Genomic DNA, 20,932 nt, shown 5'->3' with positions numbered 1-20,932 from the left:
AACATGTCGGTCCATCCGCATCATTTGCGGCTCTCGAGGTAATCGACCAGTGCTTCCAGTTCGTCGGGTTGCAGATAATCGATCTTCGGCATGTTCGCACCCGGTTTGACCGATTGCGGGTCTTTCAGCCATTTTTTCAGGTTTTCCTCGGTGTGCGGCAGAATGCCGGCGACCGTTTCCCTGGTGCCGAACTTGGTCAGGTCCGGAGCCTTGATTTTCGGATGGGTTCCGGCGTGGCAAGCCAGACAGTTTTGCAGGAACAGCTCCTCACCCTTCTTCTGGTCGGAAGTGGTGGCGACGGAAGCCGGTTTTTTCATTTGGGCGACCCATGCGTCAAATTCGCTTTGTTCCTTGGCATACACCCGGAAGTCCATCAGCGCGTGACCGGCTCCGCAGAGCTCCGCGCACTTGCCCTGATACATGCCGGGTTTGTCGGCGTCAAGCGTCATGGTGTTGACGCGTCCCGGAATGACGTCCATTTTGCCACCCAGCGCCGGCACCCAGAAGGAGTGCAGCACGTCGCGGCCGTGGATCTCCAGGAACACTTTCTTGCCGACCGGAATGTACAGCTCTTGGGCCGTCCGGATGCCAAGCTCCGGATATTCAAATTCCCACCAGTACTGGTGACCCGTCACTTTGACCTTGAGCACATCTTCGCCCTCTGGCTCTTCGGCGAGATCGAAGGTGCTTTTCACCGTGGGGATGGCCATGATCGTGAGCAGGATGATCGGAATGACCGTCCAGGTGATTTCATACCAGATGTTTCCGTGAACGTTGTCCACTTTCCGCTCGACTCCCTTGCGTTTGCGGAAACGGATCAACACGTAGACAAAAATGGTGATGACGGTAGCAAAAACTCCAAGCATGATGAGGAAGCTCAGCTTCATCAAGTCAAACTGCGTTTCACCGGCGGATCCCTTGGGATCCAGGGTGTTCAGGCTCTCATGACCGGAACATCCGGAAAGAGCGAGAACAACCAGTGCGACAATTGGCAGGACTCGCCAGAAATGTTGTCGACTCACCGCGATCAAACCCCACTTTCTGAACCTTGATCCGGCCCTGAGTCGCCGGGAGACCGGATCCATCCAAAATTTTCACAGTGCAAAATCTATGTCAAGCGCATGGCTGGCACTGTTTCCGGCTCACAAAAGTTCCCGGACGGTCACATCCACGATGATCACCGTGAAGAGCACCGTCAGGTAGATCAGGGAATAGAAGAACAATCGATTCGCCCATTCCACGTCATTGCCGGTTCTGAACCCTTTCAGAACCAGCCGGACGTATAACCCGCCCAGAATGACCGCAGCGACGAGGTAGATCCAACCGCAAGCCCCCGTCCACCACAGAAATAGTGAAGAAACGAACAAAAGAATCGTGTATGCCAGAGTCTGTTTTTTCGTGGCCTGAAACCCTCTCACCACCGGAAGCATCGGAATGCCCGCCGCCCGGTAATCATCCACTCTTCGCATGGCGAGAGCGAAGAAATGAGGAGGTTGCCAGAAAAACAGAATGAGAAACAGCGCCCATGCTTCCGGACCGAGCGTTCCTTCGGCCGCGACCCATCCGATCACCGGAGGAACGGCGCCGGAAAAGCTTCCCACCAAGGTATTGTGAACGCTGGTTCGCTTCAACCACATGGTATACACCACGACATACACAAAAAACCCCATGAATCCGAGCAAGGCCGCCAGGGGGTTGGCCCCCAAAGCGAGTACCGTCAAACCGGTCACGGTCAGCACAATCCCGTACCAGAGCGCGACCGACGGCCTGATGGTCCCCCGAACCAGGGTGCGATCCCGGGTTCGCTCCATGAGCGGATCAATGTCGCGGTCATACAGGTTGTTCAATGTGCAACCGCCGGCGATCACCAACGCGGTCCCGAGAAGCGTCCACAGAAGAACCGGAACATCAAGCTCCGTCAACCCGGCCGCCATCCAGTAGCCGGCAAAAGCGGCAAGCAGGTTGCTTTTGTTGATCCCGGGCTTGGTGATCTCCACAAAGTCCCGCCACGACGGACCCGTTTTTGCGGTCACTTCATCCGGCATGAACCGGTTGCCGGCGTCCTGCCGGGGTATTGACCGTTGCACCGCCGCAGGCCTCCTTTCTCCCACGAAACATCGCCGGGAATGAACCGTTTTCACGAAGACTTCCGGTGCGTCTCCGCCGCGGGGTTCAAACCTCCGCCAAACACACAAAAAATGTAAGACCACAGGCCGGTGGACCCATGATTTTACATCCCCCAATTCTCAAAAACCGGACTTTCGGGAAATGTTCAAAGGTGCGCTTTATACCACCATCATTGTAGTGGATGGCGGTACAGGTTTCAAGGGAGGGGGCCAAAGGTTCATCAATTGGCTACACCGAGAATTACGAGTATTATTGCCTCTCCGGCGTTGTTTCTTTCAGGATTCTCCGTTACTTCATAGTGTAATCCATGCTTCCGGGATACTAATGAATAAGTTGTGAACATTTGTTGATAAGGCAATTGGAAAATGCTCGGAAACAAAAAAAAGCCGCCCCACGGGGGGCGGCCGGGATTGTCCGTGAAGCCCGCCGGATCACGTCGGCGACCGGCCATCCTCACGATTGACGCTGAGGGCGGACCGTGGACTCATTTTCCACATCCGCATGTTTCAACCACTTGATCGCTTCCACGCACGTTCCGGAGTCAACGGGAATCTGCCGCATTTCATCCATCAGCATGTCCACCGACTTGAGGCCCCCGGTCTCGCCGACGGATTGACCCGTCCCCTGTTTCCAATCCTGCAGGTTGGGCATCCCCGGTCCCGTGTCCCGAACCCGGATCCGGATGCCGCGCTGCCCGTTTTCTTCCGCCTCGGAAAGGGTGATCTCCCCTTCTTCGGCATGATGGATCACATTGCGGCCCAGCTCTGAAATCGCTTGAACGATCCTCGCCTGATCCACTTCGTCAAAGCCCATCATTCTTGCGATTTCGCGGGCCTCGCTCCGGATGTGCACGATATCCCACTCATATTGAACCCGGTATGTTTTATGCATGTTTTCCCTCCGTCAATGAAAGGGCACCCAAACCGGGATCCCCGGCTTCTTCGCGAAGATTTTCCAGATTTTGAACGGTGTACAGCTCATGATACAACCCGCCCATGTCCATCAGTTCTTCATGAGTCCCCTGTTCGACCACGATTCCGTTGTTGATCACGAAAATGCGATCCGCATGCGTGATGGTGGAAAGACGGTGGGCGACGATGATCGTGGTTCTGCCCTCGGAAAGCCGGTCCAGGGACTCCTGTACCCACTTTTCCGTCTTCAGATCCAGGGCGGAAGTGGCTTCATCCAGGATCAACACCGGAGGATTCTTGAGAAACACCCTCGCAAGCGCAATGCGCTGTTTCTGGCCTCCCGAGAGCTTCACTCCGCGCTCTCCGATCTCCGTCCGGTATCCGTCGGGCAGTCCCCCGATGAATTCATGGGCTCCCGCCGCCTTGGCCGCTTCGATGATTTCTTCCATCGTGGCATCGATCTTGCCCATCCGGATGTTGTCCTCCACGGTCCCGCTGAAGAGGACGGGTTCCTGCATGACCAATCCGATCTTCTCCCTGAGGGAGGCTTGGGTGAAATCCCGGACATCGATGCCGTCGAGACGAACGCTTCCTTCCGCGACGTCGAAAAATCGCGGGATCAGCGATATGATGCTGGATTTTCCGCCCCCGCTCGGTCCGACCAGCGCCACCGTCTGTCCGGGAAGAACTTCGAGGTTCACCCCGTTCAAGATCCAATCCTGCTCCGCATGATAGCGAAATTTCACCCGTTCCAGACGAATGTGTCCACGTACTTTGGAAATGTCCCTGGCATCCGGACGATCGGTGATCTCATGGGCTTCGTCCAGAAATTCAAACACGCGGTCCATGGAAGCCAATGCCTGGGTGAGCGTGGTGGAAGCATTGACGAGGCGGCGAACCGGATTATAGATGAGACCCATGTACCCGTAAAACGCGGTCATTTCCCCGATGGTCAGATCGCCGCTGATCACGAGCCAGGCGGAGACGGAAATGACGATGATGGGAGCGAGATCGGTGATGGTGTTGATGGCGGCAAACGTTCTGGCCACCCAGCGGGTATGGGCGACGGCCTTGTCAAGAAAATGACGGTTGCGCGTTTCGAATTGTTGCTGTTCATGCTCCTCGAGACGGAATGCCCGGATGACGGCGATGCCTTGCACCCGTTCATGGAGATGGCCCTGGAGTTCGGCCAGAGCCTGCGAACGTTCCCCTGTGGAACGACGCATGTTCTTGAAGAAATATTTCACACAAACGGCATACAGGGGGAAAATCGCGAGTGAAACCAGCGTCATCCACGGATCCAGCCAGAGCATCGCACCGACGGCGATCGCCAGCGTGGTGAAATCCAGCCAGATGTTCATCATCCCGGTGATCACGAACTCTTTGGTCTGTTCCACGTCGTTGATCACCCTGGAGATGATCTGTCCCGCTTTCTGGTTTTGGTAATACCTGAGGGATAATTTCTGGATGTGATCAAACAGCCGGTTTCTGAGGTCAAAAAGAACGCGGCTCGCCGTCCATTGCGCAAAGTACTGGCGCCAGTACTCGACAGGCAGCCGCACCACGGTGAACAGGAACAGGGTACCGATGATCACCATGCCCAGTTTCCGGAGTTTTTCATCCGGCGACAGGGGAGAAAGGAGGAGTTCGTCCACCACGTATTTCAACAACAGGGGCAAAAGGAGCGGGATGCCGAATTTCAGGATTCCCACCGCCATGGTGGCCGCGATTTGTTTACCGTAAGGCTTCACAAACAGAAGGTAACGCCGTACACTGTTCATCCGCCGCAATCCCTCCGCCCTGAAAACTCCTCTTGTCAAAGAACATTATAGCAAAATCGGGAAGAAGCGGAGGAGAAGTACAGAAATTATACACCAGACCCTGAAACGCCTCAATAAGCGAACCATCCCAATCATGCCAATTTTCATGAATTTTCCCTAAAAATAGAGCCCCGAAAGGACTCCGGGGCTTGTCTTCTCAGTGACGTGCTTTTTCCAATGCGGGGAGCAGTTTGTTGTTGAGGATTTTGATGTAGGTTCCCTTCATGCCGAGAGAGCGGGACTCCACCACACCGGCGCTCTCCAGTTTGCGAAGCGCGTTGACGATGACGGAGCGGGTGATCCCCACGCGATCGGCGATCTTGCTGGCAACCAGCAGCCCTTCCGTGCCGTCCAGCTCATTGAAGATGTGCTCGGCGGCTTCCAATTCGCTGAAAGAGAGCGAGTTGATCGCCAGTTGCACGACCGCCCGGCTCCGCGCTTCATCTTCGATCTGTCCGGCCCTCTCGCGCAGAATTTCCATTCCGACGACGGTGGCCCCGTACTCCGCGAGCACCAGGTCATCCTCTTCAAACTGGTTGTTCAGCCGGGAAAGCACCAACGTTCCGAGATGATCGCCGCCGCCGATGATCGGCACCAACGTGGTATATCCTTGGCGGAACATGTCCTTCATTTCCGTCGGATAAGCGGTGTACGGGCTGTCCACGCCGATGTTGGTCATCGGTTTGTCCGCATCCATCAGCAGTTTGGCGTATTCGCTCGGGAATTGACGCTCCCGCAGATACTGCTGCATGCGCTCATTTTCCACTTCGTGGTTGATGGCAAGTCCCAGAAGCTTCCCTTCCGGGCCGACGATGTACACGTTGGCACCGATGATGTCGCACAGGGCATGTGCCACTTCGTCGAAGTCCACCAGATGGTGACCGACGTTCTTTTGCAGGATTTTTGAGATTCTCCTGGTTTTTGTGAGCAGGTCCATGACAAAATACCTCCCGGTTTTCATCGTGAAAAACGTTTTTTGTATGTGACGGGGCAGCCCGGGAAAAAAGACCGGACCACTTGTCCGCAGAATTGACGCGCGGGAAAGGTCAAACACTTTCCTATTATGCGGCATTTGTACGGATGCGCAATTCTCATTCTGTGAACAATTTTCGACTTTTATACCTATTTCAAATTGTTTTCTGCGCCTTGAAATCTACAAAGATGCCGCCAAAGAAGGTCTCCACAAAATCCATTCCACCTTGCCGTCGATCAGGTTCACCGGTACCAGCCCGACACTTTCATACCGGCTGTCCCGGGACGCATGGAGCTGACGATTGTCTCCCAAAACGAAGACCGTTCCGGGCTTCACCTTCACCGGCCCGTGATCATCTCCTTCCACCGGCGAGGACGTGTAGGTTTCCCGGACGGGGATCCCGTTTCGGTACACGACTCCTCCACGGATTTCGATCACATCTCCTCCCACTCCGATCACCCGTTTGACGAGAAAGCGGTTTTGGTCGGAGGGATCCCTGAAGGTGATCACATCTCCCACCGAGGGTTCCTTCACCAGAAACCGGAACTTGTTGACCAAAAGGCGGTCACCGTCCTGGAGGGTGGGAGCCATGGATGTTCCGCTGACCACGGACATCGCCACTCCGTACTGATTGATCAGCCAGGCGGCCGCAACCAACGAAACCAACGTGCCAATCCACCTCAGAAAGCGTCTCTTTCCGAACATGTCCACATTCACTCCATCTTTCCTTTCCGGTTTGTCCATTCAAACCAGCGCTTGCACCAAAATGGAGCGAACCCGGGACCGAACGGCTCCTCCCTTCCGCGGATTCTCTCTTCAAGCCTGTTTCTTGCGTCATGGATTCTGCGGACCAGATCATCCGGATACCCGTACAGGATGCGGTTTGCGGAAAATTCGTCTTCATCCAGCCACCGGAATGTCAGATCGGGCTCCGCGACCAAATCCAGATCATAATCGACGTACCGAAGCGTTTTTCCTTCCAACCAAAAGGGAGAAGCGATGTTGCAGTAGTACTGTTTCAATCGATACTCCCCGTCGAACAGCACCACCGTATGAAACCAGTCCCGCCTGGAAAAGTGGCAAACGGCCAGTCCGGGAAAGATCCGTTCCCTCCCGTCCTTTTCGATGACTTCGGCGTCGTGGTTGGCCAGAATGAGCGGATCTTCCGGCCGGAGTATGACCGACTCTTTCCAAGCTCTGTGAAAGGTTCCTCCATGCTTGAAACTCTCGATGCGAATGGTGTCACCCTGTTTCAGGTTCAACCGGACCACCTCAAGCGCCCGTTTTCATTTATTGCCAAAATTCACAGAGCATAAAACAACCCAATTCTGAATTGAGCAAATGAAAAAAAGCATCCGGTGATCGCTGCCCGCGATCACCGGGGTTTCTTTGCGTGCTTTCCGTGCTTTACGGCTTTAAAGTCAATCCGGACAACAATCTATCTTGTGTCAATCCAACAGAATTGTCAATACGCGGATGACTGGAAAATCATCCCTCGAAGCCGGTCAGTTGCCGTCCCATTTCCACGGAACGCTCCGCGGCCCGAAGAACCGCTTCCCGAACCGCTTCCGGGAACCGGTACCGGTCCAGCACTTCCAGGCCCGCCATGGTGGTTCCTCCCGGGGAAGTCACTTTCCGGCGAAGCATTTCCGCCGGTTCTTCCGTTTCACGCAGCATGTGCGCGGCTCCCAGCAGCGTCTGAACGGTGAGCCGGCGGGCAGCATCCCGCGACAGCCCCGCGCTGATCCCCGCCGATTCGAGTGCTTCCGCCAGATAATAAACATACGCCGGGCCGCTCCCGGACAAACCGGTGACGGCGTCCATCAGCCGTTCGTCCACTTCGGTCACTTCCCCGATGCTCTCAAACAGCCTCCTGGCCACATTCATCTCGTCCCTGCCGGCATGACTGCCCGGTGCGAGCGCCGTCGCCGACCGTCCCACCGCGCAGGATGTGTTGGGCATGCACCGGATGACGGCCGTTCCCTCTCCGACGCGTGCCTCGATCCATGACGTGGAGACTCCCGCCGCCACGGACAGGACAAGCTGCCCCCGCCGGATGCCGCTTCCCCATCGTCTGAGCACTTCCGGCAAGTCCTTGGGCTTGACGGCCAGAATCACCACGTCCGAACCAAGTACGCGTTCCGGTGACATGTTGGCCGGTTCAAGGTTCCATTTCCCGATAAGCGTCCGGATTCTCTCGCCGTTTTGGCGATTGAAGAGGGAGATGTTTTCCGGACGAACCTCACCGGACGTGAGAAGTCCCGCCACGATGGCTTCGGACATCGAACCTGCCCCCACGAATCCGATCCGTTTGTCTTTCAACATGACGCATCCCTCCGCAAAACATCTTTGGAAAATAAAAAAACCTCTTCCGTCCGTAAAGGACGAAAGAGGATGTTTGTCGACAAACCGTCGGGACTCCCCGGAACGTTTCCCTGCCCTTCGGGGCGGGAGTGGTCTGTCATCCCGTCTCTTCCGCGGTACCACCTTTGTTGGCGCATGATCGCGCCCGACTCTGCCGGTCCCACCGGACCGTGCTCCGATAACGGGGAGCTCCGGCATGATTTCATTCATCAGCCGCTCGAAGGATGGGTTCGGACAGCCCGTACCGGCGAAATCTTTCAGCCTCCGGATTTCGCTCTCTGCACGGCCGGATTCCGTCCTACTGGTCCTCGTCATGGCGTTTGTTCCGTTTGATTTCAAAACATTATGCCCAACAGGCGGATTCTTGTCAAGTGTATGAACAATCCATCACAAATTTCCAATCCGACGCCTTTCCGGATTGAAAGCGCATTCAGAATTTCGTATTCTAATGTTGGAAGTCACTTTCTACCCGACACTTCCCCCCGGCGTAAAGGGGACGGATAAAAAAAACTGCCGAAAACCGGCAGGTTGGAAAGACAAGGCAACGGACGCGGACACCTCACCCGGTACGATCCCGGAGGGCCGTGAACAGTTCTTTCTCCAAGCGCGTGCTGCAGGTGTTGGTGTAGCCGAGATATTGATAAAAGGGCAGCAGTTTCTCCGTTCCTTTGTCCACCGTGATCCAGATCCTCTTTACGCCCTTCCGCACAAACCGGGCCTCCAAGGCTTTGACCAGCATGGTCCCCACTTTCTTTCTCTGATAATCCGGATGAACCGCGAGACAATAAAAAAATCCAGTGCTTCCGTCCATGGTGCCCACAATGGCGCCGACTACCCGTCCATCGCCGTTTTCCGCCACAATGACCAGATCACGGTCACGGCCGAGCTGTTCGGAAAGGACCCGGAGCGTTTCTTTCTCCTGCTCGTGATTTGCGGTCATCTGCCAAATCTGGATGACGGAATGGACATCGGACAATTGGAAAGACCGAAGACGCATACGGTGATTCTCCTCCACTGCGGGAAGTTTCACAATCTCTCGGCGTTATCATTTTACCTGAGCTTGACTTCCTTTTCAATGTCACCGAATTTGTGTCCGATTCTCCCCGCATGCGAACTCATACCCGTTCCCCCATCGACCAGAGCCAAGGGATGTACATGAAGACGGCGAACCCCTGAAACCAAGCCACCGCTTCCGCCGACCACCACACGGACAAGGCCCCCAGCAGCAGAATCGCCCACACGCCCAATGACCACCACGCATGCAGCACGGAAATGCCACGCGTCCGAAACATGGCACCGGTGAAAATCAGTCCGCAGACGGCAAAACAGGTGGGAGCGAACACCTGAACCACGGGACTCAGCAATTGTTCCCACTGTTCCATGTGGACGACGAGGTCGGGACGCGGCACGTCGACCAACATCCTGACCAGCGGTGGAAACAGCAAGATGTGCGCGAGATGATTCAGAATGAGTGCAGCCGCCCCGATCAGACCGATCAACCAGGCCCATTGCAAAATCAACCGAAAATCCCGGTTCAGGGTCGACACCAACACGGCAAAAGTCCCGACCACCGCCAACACCGACAACAGGGAGCTCACCCAGGACAGAATGACCAAGTTTTCATGGCTCACCAGATAAAGGGATCTTTTCAGCCATGAACCTTCCGTCGCGCGGGCGAGGACGAACAGCACCAGCAGCGCGGCTGCGGCATGAAGCACCGCCGAACATCTGAACAACCATGAAAACCGGCCACGACGCACATCCGTCCGTTCCGCGGTCATGAGATTCATCCGGATTTCCTCCCTCCGGGGTTGTCACAAGCAAAATATTCCTTCTATTCAATATTCTTTACCGAAAACGGAACTTCCAACCGTGTTTTCCCAAAAAAAATGAAAAGCACCGGCCCGCCGTTGAACATGCGGAATCCGGTGTTTTTTCTTGGACGGATCCGGGATCACGCCGGATTTTCGGGGATGGATGATGCCCGCCGGTTGCACAGCAGGATCGCTCTTTTCAGCGCGGCTGCCTTGTCCAGCGACTCCCGGTATTCGTCATCCGGATCGGAGTCGGCCACAATGCCGCCTCCCACGTGGAACCAGGCGCGATCCTCCCGACAAACGACGGTGCGAATCACCATGCTGAGATCGAAATTCCCGCGCACGTCGAGGTAACCCAATCCGCCTGAATAGATTCCCCGTTTCACGGTCTCCAGTTCATGAAGGATCTCCATGGCTCTGATCTTGGGGGCCCCGGTCATCGACCCGCCCGGAAACGAGGCGCGGATCGCATCCACGGGATGGACCCCTTCCGCCAGTTTCCCTTCCACGACGGAGACCAGCTGATGAACCGTGGCGTACGATTCGATTCGGAACAGCTCGGGAACGATGACGCTTCCGCTTGCGGAGACTTTGCCCAAGTCGTGGCGGGCCAAATCGACGATCATGACGTTCTCCGCCCGGTCTTTGACGCTGGCGCGAAGTTCCTCCGCCCGTGCGCGATCTTCGGCTTCATCTCCGCTTCTGCGCCGTGTCCCTTTGATCGGCCGGGTTTCCAACAGTCCGTTTGCGCCGAGTTTCAAAAATCTTTCCGGAGACGAGGAGCAAACGGCCAGATCCCCCATGCGCAAAAAACAGGAAAACGGAGCAGGGTTCACGGCCCGCAGCACCCGATACAGTTCAAAAGGATCCGCATGCAACACGCAGGAAAACGGATGGGTGAAACATGCCTGATAAATGTCTCCGGCGGCGATGTGCTCCTTGATGCGGGCGATCTTTTCCAGATAGGTCTCCCTGGTTTCCATTCCCGCAAACATCCCGACTTCGGCAGATGCATCGTCCCGCGAATGGCCGGGCACTTCGGGGAGCGGACGGGCGGATGCGCGGAGAATGGCTTCCACGTCGCGCTCCATGTCCCGCTCGGCGCTTTTTCTGTCTTCACCGCCGAGCAGAATCCGACTCAGCCACGCTTTTCGAAGCTTTTGATCCCAGATGAGCACGCGATCCGCAAACATCCAAAACGAATCCGGCGCTCCGACGGGATCGGGCAAGCCGGCCGGCACGCTTTCCGCGTATCGGTTCATTTCGTAACCGAAATAACCGACAAACCCCCCGATGAACGGGATGTCTCCGTATGAAACACCGTCAGTTCGAAAGCGGTTCCAAATGTCCTTGATGGCGTCAAAGGGATTTCCGTCCAGGATTTCCTTGCGGTCACGGTGAACAACCCTCGTCGTTCCGTCCCGCACCTCCACCAGGAATCGGGGATCCGCGCCGAGAAACGACCAACGGGCCAGGCCTTCCGCGGGAAGATTGCCGTCCAGCCAAAACGCGTAAGGCCGGCGGCTCATGACATGCACGAAGACCGACTCCGGACGGACGTCTCCCGGAATGGGTCTGAGCAGAATTTCCATGCGTTCTCATCCTCGATTCTTGCTGCGACTACTTCGGCCGTCACTTTATTATGGCGCAAATCTTCTCCCCGATGAACTCCCGAAATAACGGAAAAACCGGTCCCGCGTGCGGGACCGGTTCAACCCCCCCGATCATTGTTCGGACTTGGGCAGATCGTCGGTCGGTTTGTTGGGGTCCACCTGAATGGTGGAGAAGGACTCCGGAGCTTCCGGCACCTTCTTGCGGGCCACTTTGGCCCCCGGAACGGTATAGGTGTATACCGTGAGGCGGGAACCGGAGATCTTGATGCGGATGAGCACCGGTTTGTTCAGGTTGTTCTTGAACTTGAAATCGGGCCCGCCCCAGGAGACGGTGGCATCCCGACCCGGCGGAACATACGTCACTTCTTTGCTGTGACTTCTTCTCTGCACAATCCGGAGATTGGCCTCATCCACACTGTTGTACAGCGTCGAGGACACTTGGCAGATACCGCCGCCGATTCCCTCGCTGTACTCGCCTTTGACGATCACCGGAGCCGGTTTGTACCCCCTGGCGGCCGTGCGGGGGCCGACCACCTTGTTGAACGAGAACACCTCACCCGGCATCAGGATGAGACCGTCGATCGCCTTCGAAGCCAGTTTGATGTTGGTGGTCCGGTTCACGTTCCCCGGATCGAAGCGCGTGGTGTATTTCCCGATCAGTTTTTGATCGACCTGTTGAAGATCGGCCGCCGTCACGGACGGCTCCACTTCCAGCATCGGAATTTCGGTGGGCTTGTTGATCAACGCTCCGAGATTCAAAAGCCAGGACTCCACGGTTTTGACGTCCATTTTCAACCCGGGCTTTTCGGGCGTGATTTGGCTCGTGATTTTTTTCCGTTTGGCGTTTTGGGGCTGAACGGTCACCTGATCCTTCACGTCGTCCAGCCATTTCCGCAGTTTCCCCTGATCGATGGAGTCCGGATTCTTTCCGTCATAGCCCATCGTGTAAAGATCGAGTTCAAACGATTGTCCGGAATGCGTGAGCATGAGCTTGGCCGGTTGTTTGGCCGGTTGTTGGGCCTGCGGTTTTTGTTCGGGCAGGGAAACCCCGGATGAGTCCGCATAAGCACTGAATCCCGCCACACCCGCCAACACCATCGCCACCGCAATGGTGCCCACCAGCATTTTCTTGGGCTTGGGCGTGTTGCGAATTTCCCTTTTGATCGCGGTGATCACGCCGGTATCTTCCCGGTTGTCCTTTTTCTCCGAAGCAGGGTCCGGCTCGCTCGCTTTTCGGGCGGCAACGGGTTCGGACTCTTTCCGTTCGGTCTTCGAGCCCTCTGCCGGCGCGCTGCCGGAACCGTCACCGGTCGCTTTTTCCCCGTCCTCGCCCGCCACCGGTTCATGATCTTGATCGGAAGCTTTGTCTCCGCCCCCGTCCGCAACCGGTTCATCATCGGCCGGTTTCGCGGCGACTTCCGCTTCACGGGAACCCTCACCGGCAGGCTGATCGGAAGCAATCGGGGCTTTCCCGCTCTCTGAGACAGTGTCCCGTTCGTCTTTTTGCGTGGGAGAGTTTTCGGGTTCTCCCGCCGCATCCGTCGACGTCCCGGGTTCCCCTTCCTTCCGATCCGGACCTTCTCCGGTCGGCTCGGCCGCCCGCGCGGACGGAGCGGAATCCTCCGGTTTCGACGGATCCGCATTCACGGATGTGTCAAGCTGATCGAACAGGCGAAGTTCCATGGTGTCGAAAGCCCGATCTTTCCGGTCGTCACTGCCCGGCTGCCGATCCTCGGGATGTTCGGCGTCGGTTTCCGTCTTCTCTTCCACTTGAGCCGGTTGTTGTGCGCTTCCTTCGTTTCCGGCCGGACCGCCTGCTTGCTCCGGAACATTTCCGCTCGGTTCACCGGCGGCCCCGGAAGTGTTTTCCACCGCTTCTTCCCCCGTGGAAAGCCGGTCTTCGTGCACCGGTTCACCCGGTTGCCGTTTTTTCTCTTCCACCGCTCGTCTCTCCTCTTCCAGGTATAAATCCTTTCTTTTCATAAAAAACGGTCGCAACATGCCAAATGTTTCGTGAACAAATTATGGAATCTGGTCGCCGATGCATCCCAATGCTTTGAGAAACACCTTGGATGACGGCTTTTTCTTCCGTTCATCGGCGGAAAGCCATTCCCATTCTCCCTGATCCGGAATGAACATCCGCTGCGTCCGGGCACGCACCACCGTGACCATCCAGTGCCGGTGACTGAAAACGTGCTCAAAACGCCCTTCAATGCTTGTATTCGTCACGGACGCCCGAAATGCGTCACAGAATTTTCCCATTGTTTCCGAAACGGTGTCCCCGGGTTGGATCTTCATGACGGGAAGTCCGTACATGCCGCCGAGCAGCCCGCCTCTCGGGCGCTTTTCCATCAGAATGCGTCCTTCGCACTCCACAATCCCCATGATCACTTCTTCTTTGAGGGGTTGCTTCTGCTTTTTCTTGACCGGCAGTTCCCTTTCCAACCCTTGCGCATATGCATCACAAAACGATCGCACAGGGCAGAATAGGCATTGCGGGGAAGCCGGTGTGCAGCAGGTCGCTCCCAACTCCATGAGAGCCTGATTGAAATCGCCCGGACACTCTTCCGGGACCAGTTTCCAGCCGATGGCCTCCATCTTTTTTCGGGTTCTTTGCGAGGCGATGTCATCGGTCAAGGCAAAAAGCCGGGAATACACGCGCATCACGTTTCCGTCCACCGCCGGAATCCGCTTTCCGTAAGCGATGGACAGCACGGCTCCGACCGTGTACGGACCGACTCCCTTCAGCCGTGAAAATGTTTCCGGATCATCCGGCACCTTTCCGCCGCAGGAAGAAACCACTTCCTTCACGGCACTGTGAAAGTTGCGGATGCGGGAGTAATAGCCCAGCCCCTCCCACGCCTTGAAGACTTCTTCTTCGGGAGCTTCGGCGAGGGTCCGTGCATCCGGAAACCGCTCAATGAACCGTTCATAGTATGGAATGACCGTCTCCACCCGGGTCTGCTGAAGCATCACTTCGGAAACCCAGATTTTGTACGGATCGGTCACCCGTCTCCAGGGAAGGTCCCGCTTGTTTGACCGGTACCAGTCGACGAGCGCTTTCCTGATGGCCGCAACGGTCGACGGGTGTCCCAGTTTTTCGGGAATTTCGTGTTTTGCACCGGACATGTATCATGATCCTCCATCATCCTGAAAAAACAACGACTGTCTTCATCATACACCGGAATCGATCTTCAAGGATATGGAAGATTATTTACAATGTGATTGCCGGAACCATGCGGCGGAAGGCAGACGGTCACTCACGGGTTTCATCCATCGACGCAAACAGCCATCCACGGCACCCGTTTTTGAAAAGTTCCTCCGTCCGGGGATGGGTTCCGCTTGTGCGGGCAGACAATACCCGTCGTGCGTCTTCCTCGGAAGACACGTGGATCACTTCCACGAACTTTCCCGGTTGATCCACGGCTTTCAAAATCCGGTGACGAATCACGCCGCCCATGGCTGCGGTGATCTCCCTGATTTCGGGAACGATCCTGTGATAAGCTTCCATTTTCTCATCAAGGACGGTGTATTCCACAAACACGGTCCACATCGCAAATCCCTCCCCGTTATGATCATCTTAACATGGGCTCTTGATTTTTTTCCGGTTTCGTCAGATGTGAACCGAACAAATCTGTTACACTTTTCAGGAACAGCATTTTTTGAACTGGGGGAAGGCTTCATGGATACGGCTACCCACTTTGTCATGGGGCTGGGGTTGTTCGGCCTCGCCCAGCTCGACCCCGCAGTGACGGAGAGTGTGCAAACGACACAGGCTGTTTTGCTGGGAACGGTCGTCGGCTCGGAGATTCCCGATCTGGACACCCTGTACCGGTTGAAGGGAAAAGCCGCATACATCCGGAATCACCGGGGATGGTCCCATTCGATTCCGATGCTGGTGATCTGGCCCTCGGTCATCACGGCCGCTCTCGTTTCTTTCATCCCCGGGGCCTCCTGGCTCCATGTCTGGCTCTGGACGTTTGTCGCCGTCTTCATTCATGTGTTCATCGATGTGTTCAACGTTTACGGAACCCAGGCTCTCAGGCCGTTTTCCCGTCAATGGATCGCCCTCCATACGCTCAACATCTTCGACCCATTCATTTTCTCGGCACATCTTGTCGCCCTGTTTCTGTGGTGGTTCTTTCCGGACCGGGCCGTCGTCATTTTTCCGTCCTTGTATGTCGTCATCACGATGTATGTGATTCACCGCTTCCTGGTCCGTTCCCGTCTGGTGAGCCTGGTGCGCGGACAGGAAGGCGCCCCGAGGCGGGTGACCGTCACCCCCACGGCACGCTTCAGGACCTGGAACGTGATCGCGGAATGGCCCGATCGGGTGAAACTCGGTGAAATCCGCAATGAAACCCTGCAGTGGACAGGGGAGATGAGCACGGAAGATCTGGGGCATCCGGCCGTGGAAGCATCCCGCCAGGCGGAGTCCATCCGTGCCTTCCTGTCCCTCACGTCGTACGGATATCCCCGGGTCTACCGTCGCCCGTTCGGATATGAGGTCCGGTGGCTGGACGTCCGTTATCATCACAAAAAACATTTTCCTTTCGTGGCGGTGGCCCTCCTGGATCACGACTTGAAACCTTTTCACTCTTTTGTCGGATGGATGAAAGAGGAGCAGTTGGAAAAAAAGATCCGCCATCTGGTATCATAAGAACCGGCATCAATCCGGAGGTGAACATCTTTGAACGGACAGCAACCGACCTCGGACACCGTGGAAAGCCGGATGGCGGCTGCACAGGAATTCGCTTTGCAAACCAAATCGCTCATCACCCGGGTTATCGAGGATCCCGTTTCATACGTCGTTCTTCCCGTCGCGGAAATCACGTTGATCATCGTGTTGACCATGGTCCTGCTCCGTTTCGTGGACCGGTTGATCGACAAGATTTTCGACATCAGCCCGATTGAAACCAAAAAAGCCAACACGCTCAGAAAACTGATCAAATCCATCGCCCGTTACTCGATTTACTTTGTCTCGGTGCTGACGCTGCTCATCAACCTGGGCTTTGATCCCCTGCCCGTTCTGGCGGGTGCCGGGATTCTGGGTCTGGCCATCGGCTTCGGTGCGCAAAACCTGGTTCGTGACGTGATCACCGGCTTTTTCATGATCTTCGAAGGACAACTGGAAGTGGGGGACATCGTCGAAATCAACGGACAGATCATGGGAACGGTGGAAGAAGTGGGGCTGCGCATCACCAAAATCCGTGAATTCAACCAGCGGCTGCACTATATCGCCAACGGCAACATCCAACAGGTCACCAACTACAATCGCGACAGAATGCGAGCAATCGTGAAGGCCACCGTGCCCTACGAAGCGGATTTGTCCCTCGTCCAACGCTCCCTGGAAGAAGTGTGCGAACGCATCAACGGGAAGTACGCCGACTCCATCATTGAACCGGCGAACGTGTTGGGGGTGACCCGGATCGATCAAACCGGCGTGGAATTCACGTTCACGGCGGTCTGCGATCCGGAAGCTTACTGGGCGCTGGAGCGGGAAATGCGAAAAGAAACCGTTCTTGTGCTGCATGCACAAGGCCTCGAAATCGGATACCCGCGGAGCGTCATCCTTCACGATTCCCTTCGCCTAGACAACCGGACCAAAGAGCCCGTCACAAACTGACAGGCGGCGAGTCCGAAAAAAAGCCGGACGCTTTCTCCTCCCATCGGGAAAGCTCCGGCTTTTTTCATGATCGGCATGAATCGGCAAGCTTCGCGGAAGCCGCATTCACGCGGACAACCATCTCCACGCGACGGCCAGCAACGACACCGTACCGACGGAAACAACGATCCACAAGGCGGCCTTTTTCAGATCACGCATCAAGATTCCCATCGCGTCCACCGCAGCGACACGCCTCTCGGCCTTCCTCTTCTTGGCCAATGGTCATTCCTCCTTGATTGACCGGCTGATTTCCGACGAATCCTGTACCGATGTTATCACATTTTCGGGCGTCCATCACCCCAGAGAATCCCACAAATAACAGGTGGCATGACTGCGGAAGGGAGCCCATTCCTCCCCCAGGCGGCGAACCGTTTGTTCATCCGGTTGCGCGTCCATGCCGTACAACTTCCTGAGGGCGTTTCTCAAGCCGATGTCCGCCGCCGGAAGAAGGTCCGGACGGCCGAGCCCGAAAAGAAGGACGCATTCGACCGTCCAACGCCCCACTCCGCGAATCGGCAGCAGCCTCTCAAACACTTCCCCGTCGGGCAAATCCCGGAGCCCTTCCAGGTCCAGCTTGCCGTCCGTCACCATCCTGGAGATGTCGATCACGTATTCCGCCTTGCGCCGGTTGAATTGCAACGCTTGCAGGTCTTTCGGCTGCAGTCGGGCGACTTGTTCCGGCGAAGGGAAAACCGGAAATGTTTCGCCCCCGATCTCGAGGTGTTCGCCGGCCCGCTCCACCAATCGCCGGACGAGCGTACCGGCAAACGAGAGATTGAGCTGCTGGCTGATGACGGTTTTGACCAGGCATTCGTACACCGTGGGATCCTGAACGATCTGCAACCCGTGTCGTTCCCGGATCACCGGCCCCAGCACCGGGTGATCGTCCAGTTTTTCGTAAAAGGGAGTCAGATCCACATCCAGCCCGAACATGCGGGCCACCAGCTTCTTCAACAGCTCCTCCTCCCCGTCCGCCACCGGTCCGGACACTTCCGCGACAAGACCGGCATCATCGGCAGCGTTTCGAACCGTCACCAACAAAGGGCCCCGTTTTCCCCGTATCGCTCTGGCAAGCGCGTCCTCCTTCCGGACCCACATCGTTTTTTCAAACTGTTTCAGGCGTCGCACCGTTTTTTCGAATGAGTAGGGAACATCCGGTTTCAACGTGAATCGCATGCTTGGCCCTCCTGTCCGATTGATTCCATTGTACCGGAAAACACACAAAAAAAGAGCCTTTCAAACAAGGCTCCAACACGTCCCTTCCCCGACTTTGAATCGTCAGTCCACCAACTCCACCCTGACATTTTTCCTGACGCCGAATTGTTTCGCGGCTTCCAGATCAGACATGTAAACGTCGATTCGCTTTCCTTTGATCTTCGAACCGGTGTCCTGGGCAATGCGGTAACCGATGCCTTCGATGTACACCCGGGAACCGATCGGAATCACTTCCGGATCCACGGCGATGGTGTACCCCTCCGTCACCATCGCCCCGCTGGACGTGATGCCGTAGGCGGGATCACCGGGACGTTTACCGGTGGATTCAGGGCCCGCCGTGTAGGCGGTCAGCGTAAACAGCCCCAAGTCCTTGCCCCGGCTGAGGGCCGGCAAGGAAACAGCCGGGACGGCTGCTTCCTTCCCGTCGGAGGATTCGGTTCGGACTTGCTTGGAAGCGGACGTTTTTTTCGGAACGGTCAGCACCTGACCGATCCGGATGAGGGAAGGGTTTTCGATTCCGTTGATGTCGGCGATTTCATTGACGGTGCTTCCGTACCGACGGGCGATCGAATACAACGTGTCTCCTTTTTTCACTTCGATCCGGACGGAAGCCTGCGAGGGTGAGGCCGCTTCCCCCTTGGCTCCCGTCGGCACGGCCAACAGCAGAACGGCAAGCGCCGTTCCGGCGATCCTGATGGATGGTTTCACCGAATTTCACCTTCCGGTCCTTAAGCTGAATTTCGGTATCCATCTTCGCCGGGAAACGGCTTCTTTATACGGGTTGTCACAAAAGCAGCGATTCCCGCTGGCACTTGCCCCTTTCCGGGGAGGAAAGAAATCCAATCATCCCGTCCGTTTTTGCCACTCCTGCCGGAGTTGTCCCCACAAAAGCAGCAGCATCGAGGAAGCCGTACGGGAATACGTCCGGGAGTCCGGAGGATGGTGCGAATCGTCGCTCCACTGGGGTCTTTGCAGGATTCGTCTTTCGTACTGAGTGTGGATCATGATCACGCTGAGCATGAACAGAAGTCCGACCTGAGGTGCAATGATGGGGTAATCGTACATGCCATGTCCCAATAGAGCGATCGTCTGGGACAAAAGCATCCCGGCGAGACGCTTTTCTTCCCGGGCATTGGCCGCTTTTCTCCAGCGTCTGGCCCGACGGATCGTCTCCACGATGAGGGTCAGGAAGAGCAACAAACCGATGATTCCGTATTCCGTCGCGATCCCGAGAAAGATGTTGTGAGCATGGTACACATAAAATCCGGCCTTTTTCGCGAAAATCTGGCCGAAGTGCAGCGGAAGGGTTCCGAGCAGCCAATGCTCCCTGAAAATCTCCAGCGCGGTCGACCATACCTCCACCCGGGCCTGGATGGTGCTGGCCAACGTATCCTTGCGCGGAATGATCTCCGGAAAAAGGGAGACGGCGATCAAGATGCCAAGCGTGATCACGACCGTCCGGACCCGGTGACCCGTCATCCAGATTTGGACGATCAACCCGATCACCAGACCGACCCACGCTCCCCGTGAGCCCGTACACCAGATGGCCGCGCAGAACACCAGAAATCCGAGGAAAGCCCCCGCTTTTTGCCAACGTTTTGGCAAGACGGACAAGGCATGGATGCTCATCAGCGCAAAACAGATGAGCAGGGCGGCGGCAAGATTGGAATTGCCGGAAGTTCCCACACTCCGCACCGAATTTTCCGCCTGCCACCGGAACTTGTCGTAAACATCGAGCAGCGGGCCGAGCAACGTTTCGTTGAGCGGCGCCCAATCGATCTGTTGGATGATCACGATGAAAGCCACATAAAACCCGCCCAGCCAGAAGCGCAGATACATGTCCTGCACTTCCTGCCAGGTCCATCGGACCGTTTCCCGCATCCATACGGACAACAGATAATAAAGAGCAAACATGACGCCGGGAATGATTCCGATCGGGATCCACCAGAACCAGGAAGGATTGAACGCCCAACTGACCAAAGAAAGGAGCATGAAGCCGACCCAAATTTTTTCCGGCCATGAAAAGAAAGGCCACTTGCCCCGGTGTGTCGCAACCGTGGCCGCCCCCACCGCCGCGAGAGCCACGGGCGGAAGAAACGGGGACAGCAGGATCGACCAGTACAGCAGACGGGTCAGCCGGTTCACCCAAGATCGACGGTCATCGCTCAAGGATTTTAACTCCCATTTGTTCATGTGAAAAACTCCGGTCATTTGATATCAAAAACAGCGGGAAGAATTCCGGCCGCGCGCGCCTGATGGCAGGGACCTTCCTGTCTTCCCTAATGTTGGTTCAAATACTGGTACATATTCCAGACGACCGGTCGAAACCCTTCTCCCACGACCCGCACCGTGATCCGTTTCAATCGGAACATGGGAATCACAGGAAGACCGGATTCAAAAACGGAGGGTCGAATCCGTCCGGAAAAA

20 protein-coding genes are annotated in these 20,932 nt (G+C 56.2%); 2 read left to right on the top strand and 18 right to left on the bottom strand.

Annotation, left to right across the window (positions count from 1 at the left end; all coding sequences use genetic code 11):
- Positions 1-20: 20 nt before the first annotated feature.
- From coxB to EG886_RS13595, 14 genes are all read right to left on the bottom strand, one after another.
- Positions 21-1,022, bottom strand: a complete 1,002-nt coding sequence (gene coxB, locus EG886_RS01800; RefSeq protein WP_241154342.1) for a cytochrome c oxidase subunit II — start codon at positions 1,020-1,022, stop codon at positions 21-23.
- Positions 1,023-1,142: 120 nt separating this feature from the next.
- Positions 1,143-2,087, bottom strand: a complete 945-nt coding sequence (cyoE, locus tag EG886_RS01795) for a heme o synthase (protein ID WP_124726530.1) — start codon at positions 2,085-2,087, stop codon at positions 1,143-1,145.
- A 493-nt stretch (positions 2,088-2,580) separates the two neighbouring features.
- Positions 2,581-3,018 (bottom strand): ATP-binding protein, encoded by a 438-nt coding sequence (locus EG886_RS01790; protein ID WP_124726529.1) that lies wholly within the window; start codon positions 3,016-3,018, stop codon positions 2,581-2,583.
- Positions 3,011-4,819: an ABC transporter ATP-binding protein gene (locus tag EG886_RS01785; protein ID WP_124726528.1), complete on the bottom strand. Its 1,809-nt coding sequence runs from the start codon at positions 4,817-4,819 to the stop codon at positions 3,011-3,013. Before EG886_RS01785 ends, EG886_RS01790 begins: the two co-directional genes overlap by 8 nt.
- A 196-nt stretch (positions 4,820-5,015) precedes the next feature.
- Complete coding sequence (gene codY, locus EG886_RS01780; protein WP_124726527.1) at positions 5,016-5,795, bottom strand: GTP-sensing pleiotropic transcriptional regulator CodY; 780 nt, start codon at positions 5,793-5,795, stop codon at positions 5,016-5,018.
- Between the two features lie 216 nt (positions 5,796-6,011).
- Positions 6,012-6,536 (bottom strand): signal peptidase I, encoded by a 525-nt coding sequence (gene lepB / locus EG886_RS01775; protein WP_164491587.1) that lies wholly within the window; start codon positions 6,534-6,536, stop codon positions 6,012-6,014.
- Positions 6,537-6,544: 8 nt separating this feature from the next.
- Positions 6,545-7,093 carry a DUF402 domain-containing protein gene (locus tag EG886_RS01770; protein ID WP_164491586.1) on the bottom strand — a complete coding sequence of 183 codons (549 nt, stop codon included), beginning with the start codon at positions 7,091-7,093 and terminating at the stop codon, positions 6,545-6,547.
- Positions 7,094-7,319: 226 nt separating this feature from the next.
- Positions 7,320-8,156: a pyrroline-5-carboxylate reductase gene (gene proC, locus EG886_RS01765; RefSeq protein ID WP_124726524.1), complete on the bottom strand. Its 837-nt coding sequence runs from the start codon at positions 8,154-8,156 to the stop codon at positions 7,320-7,322.
- 598 nt (positions 8,157-8,754) lie between these two features.
- Positions 8,755-9,192 carry a GNAT family N-acetyltransferase gene (locus EG886_RS01760; protein ID WP_124726523.1) on the bottom strand — a complete coding sequence of 146 codons (438 nt, stop codon included), beginning with the start codon at positions 9,190-9,192 and terminating at the stop codon, positions 8,755-8,757.
- Between the two features lie 118 nt (positions 9,193-9,310).
- Positions 9,311-9,985: a hypothetical protein gene (locus tag EG886_RS01755; RefSeq protein ID WP_124726522.1), complete on the bottom strand. Its 675-nt coding sequence runs from the start codon at positions 9,983-9,985 to the stop codon at positions 9,311-9,313.
- A 164-nt stretch (positions 9,986-10,149) separates the two neighbouring features.
- Entirely contained in the window at positions 10,150-11,604 is a 1,455-nt protein-coding gene (gene pabB / locus EG886_RS01750; RefSeq protein ID WP_124726521.1) for an aminodeoxychorismate synthase component I, read from the bottom strand.
- 132 nt (positions 11,605-11,736) lie between these two features.
- Positions 11,737-13,566, bottom strand: coding sequence for a VanW family protein (locus EG886_RS13895; RefSeq protein WP_241154341.1), 1,830 nt, complete (start codon positions 13,564-13,566; stop codon positions 11,737-11,739).
- Positions 13,567-13,647: 81 nt separating this feature from the next.
- Positions 13,648-14,754 (bottom strand): A/G-specific adenine glycosylase, encoded by a 1,107-nt coding sequence (gene mutY, locus EG886_RS01740; RefSeq protein ID WP_124726520.1) that lies wholly within the window; start codon positions 14,752-14,754, stop codon positions 13,648-13,650.
- A gap of 127 nt (positions 14,755-14,881) precedes the next feature.
- Positions 14,882-15,178, bottom strand: a complete 297-nt coding sequence (locus tag EG886_RS13595; protein WP_164491585.1) for an antibiotic biosynthesis monooxygenase — start codon at positions 15,176-15,178, stop codon at positions 14,882-14,884.
- A gap of 129 nt (positions 15,179-15,307) precedes the next feature.
- Between EG886_RS13595 and EG886_RS01735 the strand changes: the two genes are divergently transcribed.
- Together EG886_RS01735 and EG886_RS01730 are read left to right on the top strand one after the other, a co-directional pair.
- Positions 15,308-16,285 carry a metal-dependent hydrolase gene (locus EG886_RS01735; RefSeq protein WP_164491584.1) on the top strand — a complete coding sequence of 326 codons (978 nt, stop codon included), beginning with the start codon at positions 15,308-15,310 and terminating at the stop codon, positions 16,283-16,285.
- 30 nt (positions 16,286-16,315) lie between these two features.
- A complete protein-coding gene (locus EG886_RS01730; RefSeq protein ID WP_124726518.1) occupies positions 16,316-17,251 on the top strand; it encodes a mechanosensitive ion channel family protein in 936 nt (311 codons plus the stop codon).
- A 105-nt stretch (positions 17,252-17,356) separates the two neighbouring features.
- Here EG886_RS01730 and EG886_RS13590 read toward each other — a convergent pair whose 3' ends face one another.
- The 4 genes from EG886_RS13590 to EG886_RS01715 form a co-directional block, all read right to left on the bottom strand.
- A complete protein-coding gene (locus EG886_RS13590; protein WP_164491583.1) occupies positions 17,357-17,509 on the bottom strand; it encodes a hypothetical protein in 153 nt (50 codons plus the stop codon).
- Between the two features lie 75 nt (positions 17,510-17,584).
- Entirely contained in the window at positions 17,585-18,466 is an 882-nt protein-coding gene (locus tag EG886_RS01725) for a DNA-3-methyladenine glycosylase family protein (RefSeq protein WP_124726517.1), read from the bottom strand.
- Between the two features lie 102 nt (positions 18,467-18,568).
- Positions 18,569-19,213 carry a 3D domain-containing protein gene (locus EG886_RS01720; protein ID WP_124726516.1) on the bottom strand — a complete coding sequence of 215 codons (645 nt, stop codon included), beginning with the start codon at positions 19,211-19,213 and terminating at the stop codon, positions 18,569-18,571.
- Between the two features lie 135 nt (positions 19,214-19,348).
- Positions 19,349-20,674: an O-antigen ligase family protein gene (locus EG886_RS01715; RefSeq protein WP_164491582.1), complete on the bottom strand. Its 1,326-nt coding sequence runs from the start codon at positions 20,672-20,674 to the stop codon at positions 19,349-19,351.
- Between the last annotated feature and the right edge of the window lie 258 nt (positions 20,675-20,932).

This window comes from Staphylospora marina (genome assembly GCF_003856495.1).
Lineage (GTDB): Bacteria > Bacillota > Bacilli > Thermoactinomycetales > Thermoactinomycetaceae > Staphylospora > Staphylospora marina.
The sequence above is the reverse complement of the archived record's forward strand: the minus strand, read 5'-3'. Positions and strand labels throughout refer to the sequence as shown.

Bases quoted from the DNA above. Each gene is read 5' to 3' on its own strand.
- pabB (WP_124726521.1), bottom strand. From the start codon at position 11,604: ATGGAAATTCTGCTCAGACCCATTCCGGGAGACGTCCGTCCGGAGTCG.
- mutY (WP_124726520.1), bottom strand. From the start codon at position 14,754: ATGTCCGGTGCAAAACACGAAATTCCCGAAAAACTGGGACACCCGTCG.
- lepB (WP_164491587.1), bottom strand. From the start codon at position 6,536: ATGTTCGGAAAGAGACGCTTTCTGAGGTGGATTGGCACGTTGGTTTCG.
- EG886_RS01725 (WP_124726517.1), bottom strand. From the start codon at position 18,466: ATGCGATTCACGTTGAAACCGGATGTTCCCTACTCATTCGAAAAAACG.
- EG886_RS01735 (WP_164491584.1), top strand. From the start codon at position 15,308: ATGGATACGGCTACCCACTTTGTCATGGGGCTGGGGTTGTTCGGCCTC.
- EG886_RS01785 (WP_124726528.1), bottom strand. From the start codon at position 4,819: ATGAACAGTGTACGGCGTTACCTTCTGTTTGTGAAGCCTTACGGTAAA.
- EG886_RS01755 (WP_124726522.1), bottom strand. From the start codon at position 9,985: ATGAATCTCATGACCGCGGAACGGACGGATGTGCGTCGTGGCCGGTTT.
- proC (WP_124726524.1), bottom strand. From the start codon at position 8,156: ATGTTGAAAGACAAACGGATCGGATTCGTGGGGGCAGGTTCGATGTCC.
- EG886_RS01790 (WP_124726529.1), bottom strand. From the start codon at position 3,018: ATGCATAAAACATACCGGGTTCAATATGAGTGGGATATCGTGCACATC.
- codY (WP_124726527.1), bottom strand. From the start codon at position 5,795: ATGGACCTGCTCACAAAAACCAGGAGAATCTCAAAAATCCTGCAAAAG.
- EG886_RS01760 (WP_124726523.1), bottom strand. From the start codon at position 9,192: ATGCGTCTTCGGTCTTTCCAATTGTCCGATGTCCATTCCGTCATCCAG.
- EG886_RS13595 (WP_164491585.1), bottom strand. From the start codon at position 15,178: ATGTGGACCGTGTTTGTGGAATACACCGTCCTTGATGAGAAAATGGAA.